Annotated in this window: 3 protein-coding genes and 1 pseudogene; all 4 read left to right on the top strand. The window is 62.8% G+C overall.

Annotated features, from left to right (window positions below; all coding sequences use genetic code 11):
* Positions 1-184 precede the first annotated feature (184 nt).
* On the top strand, positions 185-700 hold the full coding sequence (locus Q0L57_RS06085; RefSeq protein WP_040983294.1) for a MarR family winged helix-turn-helix transcriptional regulator: 516 nt from the start codon (positions 185-187) through the stop codon (positions 698-700).
* A 351-nt stretch (positions 701-1,051) separates the two neighbouring features.
* Positions 1,052-2,305, top strand: coding sequence for a L,D-transpeptidase family protein (locus tag Q0L57_RS06080; RefSeq protein ID WP_296739478.1), 1,254 nt, complete (start codon positions 1,052-1,054; stop codon positions 2,303-2,305).
* Positions 2,306-2,464: 159 nt separating this feature from the next.
* A complete protein-coding gene (locus tag Q0L57_RS06075; protein ID WP_296739475.1) occupies positions 2,465-4,105 on the top strand; it encodes a Na+/H+ antiporter in 1,641 nt (546 codons plus the stop codon).
* 129 nt (positions 4,106-4,234) lie between these two features.
* Positions 4,235-4,887, top strand: a pseudogene (glyA, locus tag Q0L57_RS06070) (serine hydroxymethyltransferase); the annotation flags it as partial.

The following is a 4,887-nucleotide window of genomic DNA, read 5'->3' as shown; positions in this document are numbered from 1 at the left end:
TGGCTAAATCTTTAGGTTAATTGTTCTTGCTCGGGTGACCGATCGTTAAGCGTCTTCCGAAACCTCTTACCGGTAAGCTCTTGTTAGCCCTGGCGTTTAAGTCGAATTTTATGAGTATTCGATAGTGTCGCGATCAAGGTGAAAAACAAAAAATCACCAAGGCGACAAACGAGAGGCAAAGACAATGATCAATTCGCGTCCGGCGGCGAAGACCGCAAACGTATCCGACGATCGCCGCGAGGCTATCCGTTCGCTGTACATGGAATCGCTGCAGCTGGTTGAGCGTCTGCACCGCCGTCTGCTTGACGTGATCAAGGACGAGTTCGACCGCAACGGCCGTTCCGACATCAACGCCATCCAGGCGCTGCTGCTCTTCAACATCGGCAACTCGGAGCTGACCGCCGGCGAGCTGCGTTCGCGTGGCTACTATCTCGGCTCGAACGTGTCCTACAATCTGAAGAAGCTCGTCGATCTCGGCTTCATCAACCACCAGCGCTCGCGCATCGACCGCCGTTCGGTCCGCGTCTCGCTGACGCCGAAGGGCAACGAGGTGGCGGACGTGGTGGCAGGTCTCTACGAGCGTCATGTCGGCTCGATCGAGGCGGTCGGCGGCATCAACACCGACGAGTTCAAGCAGATGAACCGTGCGCTGCAGCGCCTGGATCGCTTCTGGAACGACACCATCGCCTACCGGATGTGAGCGCATCCCCCGCCTGAGACGATGAGTCCGCGCCGCAGAAGCGCGGCAGGGGGAAACATCGGGACCGGTGCCGAAAAGCACCGGTCCTTTTCCTTTCATTGCGCCACCGCAAGCAAATCGCGGGCCAAGGCCACGTTGCCGCCATAATCGCAGTGAAAGCGAGGATACGGGTGATGCTGCGGGCCTGTGCCCTGCGCTTCGTGAAACCGGCCTCGTCGCTGTGCGTTCTGGCAGCCGAGCGACGCTGGTCATGGTTGGCTAATTGTTAAGATTGCCAACCCTAGAGTGCGGGCAACCCGCCAGTAGAGCGAACTGAGCGAGATTGACACAGCTAGAATGTCTGGACCGTCCATGAGAACCAGCCGCCGTTTCTTCCTTACCGGAGCCTCCTTGCTCGCCGCCGCCGCCGTTGCCGGCCGGGCCAGCGCGCAGGACGTGGTGGGGGATATCCTGAAATCCTCGACACGCGGCAATTGGGACGACCAGTTCGACGCCCGCGCCAGCGACACCAACAAGGTTGCCTCGACGCTGCCTATTTTCAGCCAGCAGACCGTCGCCTTCACCGAGCAGGCGGTGGCGCAGTACCAGAACATCGTGTCCCAGGGCGGCTGGGAGCAGGTTCCGGCGACCAAGAAGCTGCAGCTCGGCGCCGACGATCCGGATGTCGTGCCGTTGCGCAAGCGCCTGATGATGTGTGGCGACCTGCCGCAGAGCGCCGGCATTTCGACCGCCTTCGATTCCTATGTCGATTCGGCGGTCAAGCGCTTCCAGCTCCGCCACGGCCTGCCGGCCGACGGTTCGATGGGCAAATACACCTATGCGGCGATGAACGTCACGGCGCAGGTCCGTCTCGGCCAGTTGCAGACCAATTTGCAGCGCCTGAAGGAAAAGGCTGGCACGCTGGGCAGCCGCTATGTGCTGGTCGACATCCCGGGGGCGCAGGTCGAGGCGGTCGAGAACGACCGCGTCGTGCTTCGCCACACCGCGATCGTTGGCAAGATCGACCGGCAGACGCCGATCGTGAATTCGAAGATCAACGAGATCATCGTCAATCCGTACTGGAACGCGCCGGTCTCGATCGTGCGCAAGGACATCATTCCGCTGATGCGGAAGAACCCTAACTATCTCAAGGACAGCCACATCCGCCTGTTCGCGCCGAATGGCAGCGAGGTCGATCCGTTGACGATCGACTGGTCGACGGACGATGCTGCCAAGTACCGTTTCCGCCAGGATCCGGGCAGCAACAACGCGATGGCCTCGGTCAAGATCAACTTCCCGAGCCCCGATGGCGTCTATATGCACGACACGCCGCAGCAGAGCCTGTTCGGCCAGATGATGCGCTTCGACTCCTCGGGTTGCGTGCGCGTCCAGAACGTGCGCGATCTTGTCACGTGGATCCTGCGCGATACGCCCGGCTGGGATCGCCAGCATTTCGAGGCGGCGATCAAGACCGGCGAGAACACGCCGATCCAGGTCGTCAATCCGGTGCCGGTCCACTTCCTCTATCTGTCGGCCTGGTCGACGGGCCCTGGCGTCGTCCAGTTCCGCGACGACATCTACGGCCTCGACGGCAACAACACGCTTCAGATCAGCTCCGCGCAGTAAGTATCTGATATTAATAGCGAAAGGCCGCCCTCGAGGCGGCCTTTTCGTTTGCTCGACTAGGCCAGGTTCTTTGGTCATCGCCTGGGCCGATCATGTGCCACCCAACTGGACGCCGCGCCGGCAATTGCGCATGGTCGGCCAGACAGCCGGAATCGCGCCATGGACGTTGCCGTCTTTATCCTCGTCGTGCTCGCTTTCGTGACGCTCTCCGGCGCGCTGGTGCGACTGGTACGCCTGCCGTTGCCGGTGTTGCAGATCGCGATCGGTGCTGTCCTTGCATGGCCGGCGCGGGGCCTGCATGTCGAGATCGATCCGGAACTCTTTCTCCTGGTGTTCATCCCGCCGCTCCTGTTCGGCGACGCCTTCTCCGCGCCGAAGCGCGAGTTGATCGCGCTGCGCCGGCCGATCCTCGATCTCGCCATCGGGTTGGTCTTCTTCACCATCGTTGGCTTCGGCTATGCGCTGCACTGGCTGGTGCCGAGCATCCCGCTGGTCGTCGCCTTCGCGCTGGCCGCCGTGCTGTCGCCCACCGATGCGGTTGCGGTCTCCTCCATCGTCGACCGCAATGTCGTCCCGGCCCGCCTGATGCATATCCTGGAAGGCGAATCCCTGCTCAACGACGCCTCCGGCCTCGTCATGTTCCGCTTCGCAGTCGCGGCGGCACTGACCGGCAGCTTTTCGCTGGCCGACGCCTCGCTGAACTTCCTCTACGCCGTTGCCATCGGCATTCTCGCCGGCGTCGCGGCCTTGTTCGTCGCTGCCAAGAGCCTGCAGATCCTGGGCCGTATCGCCAGCACACCGGCCGAAGCCCAGGTGCTTGTACTGATCCTGCTGCCTTTCGTCGCCTATCTCATCGCCGAGCATTTCGGCGCCTCGGGTGTTCTGGCGGCGGTCACCGCGGGCCTTCTGACCGGGGTCTCCGGTATCGTCCGCTACATGGCGGTGTCGGCGCGTATCCAGACGATCTCGCTCTGGTCGACGCTGATCTTCGTCTTCAACGGCGCGCTCTTCATCCTGCTCGGCCTGCAACTGCCGGACATCATCCGCAAGGTGCCGCCGGAGCTGACCACCCGACATTGGCTCTTCGAGCCGGCGCTAACGGTGCTCATCCTGACGCTTTGCCTGATCGGCCTGCGTTATATCTGGATCTGGATCGGCGATATGGGCGCCGTGCTCGCCGCGCGACTCGGCAAGCGCAAGGCGGAGCCCTTCGGCTTCCGCGTCAGGCTTGCCGGGTCGGTCGCCGGCGTGCGTGGCGCGATAACGCTGGCGGGCATCCTGTCGCTGCCGCAGGCCCTGCAGGATGGATCTGCCTTTCCGGCGCGAGACCTCGTCATCTTTCTCGCCGCCGGCGTCATCATCTGCTCGCTGGCGATCGCCAGTCTCACCTTGCCCAGGATCTCGCGCGGTCTCGTCGAGCCTGGCGACGATCCCGGCGCCGCCGAGGAACGCAGGGCGCGGGTCAGAGCGGCCAACGCGGCGATCGCCAGGATCGAAAGCCTCGCCAGCGAAAGTGGCGACGCGGAGGAGAGCGAGGCTAGGCTTGCCATCGCCGAGAGCGTCGTTTCCACCTACCGCCGCCGCATCGCCATTTCCGATGACGGTGACGAGGCGCGCGCCGAGGCCCGCGATTCAGGGCGGCTCGAGCGCGAGCTGAGGCTTGCCGGAATGGATGCCGAGCGTGCCGAGCTTCAAGCCATGTTCCGCAGCGGCGACATCAACGATCACACCGCGCGCAAGCTGTTCACCGAAATCACCTATTCCGAAGCGATCATGAAGGGCCGCGAGCCGCGGGAATAGCGCCGGCCGGGCCCGTCTTGGCGCAAACCGGCCAGCAAATTTCGCGCCGCAAACGTGGCGGGCCGGAAACAATCGTGTTAATGGCGCGGCGGATTTTCCAAAACCCTCGAACCTCAAGGATTTCAGGCCATGTCATCAGCAGCGGCAGCCTCCAGCAAACAAGAATCCTTCTTCGAGACGACGCTTGCAGATGCCGACCCGGAGATCTTCGGATCGATCCGCAACGAGCTCGGCCGCCAGCGTCATGAGATCGAACTGATCGCATCGGAAAACATCGTTTCCCGCGCCGTGCTCGAGGCGCAGGGCTCGATCATGACCAACAAATATGCCGAGGGTTATCCGGGCAAGCGCTATTATGGCGGCTGCCAGTTCGTCGACGTGGCCGAGGAACTGGCCATCGAGCGCGCCAAGAAGCTGTTCGGCTGCAACTTCGCCAACGTCCAGCCCAACTCCGGCAGCCAGATGAACCAGGCCGTATTCCTGGCGCTGCTGCAACCCGGCGATACCTTCATGGGCCTCGACCTGAATTCGGGCGGCCATCTCACTCACGGCTCGCCGGTCAACATGAGCGGCAAGTGGTTCAAGGTCGTGTCCTACGGCGTGCGCAAGGACGACCACCTGCTCGACATGGACGCGATCGAGAAGACCGCGCATGAGACGAAGCCGAAGCTGATCCTGGCCGGCGGCACCGCCTATTCGCGCATCTGGGACTGGAAGCGTTTTCGCGAGATCGCCGATTCGATCGGCGCCTATCTGATGGTCGACATGGCTCACATCGCCGG

The organism is Mesorhizobium sp. (genome assembly GCF_024509055.1).
Lineage (GTDB): Bacteria > Pseudomonadota > Alphaproteobacteria > Rhizobiales > Rhizobiaceae > Mesorhizobium.
The sequence above is the reverse complement of the archived record's forward strand: the minus strand, read 5'-3'. Positions and strand labels throughout refer to the sequence as shown.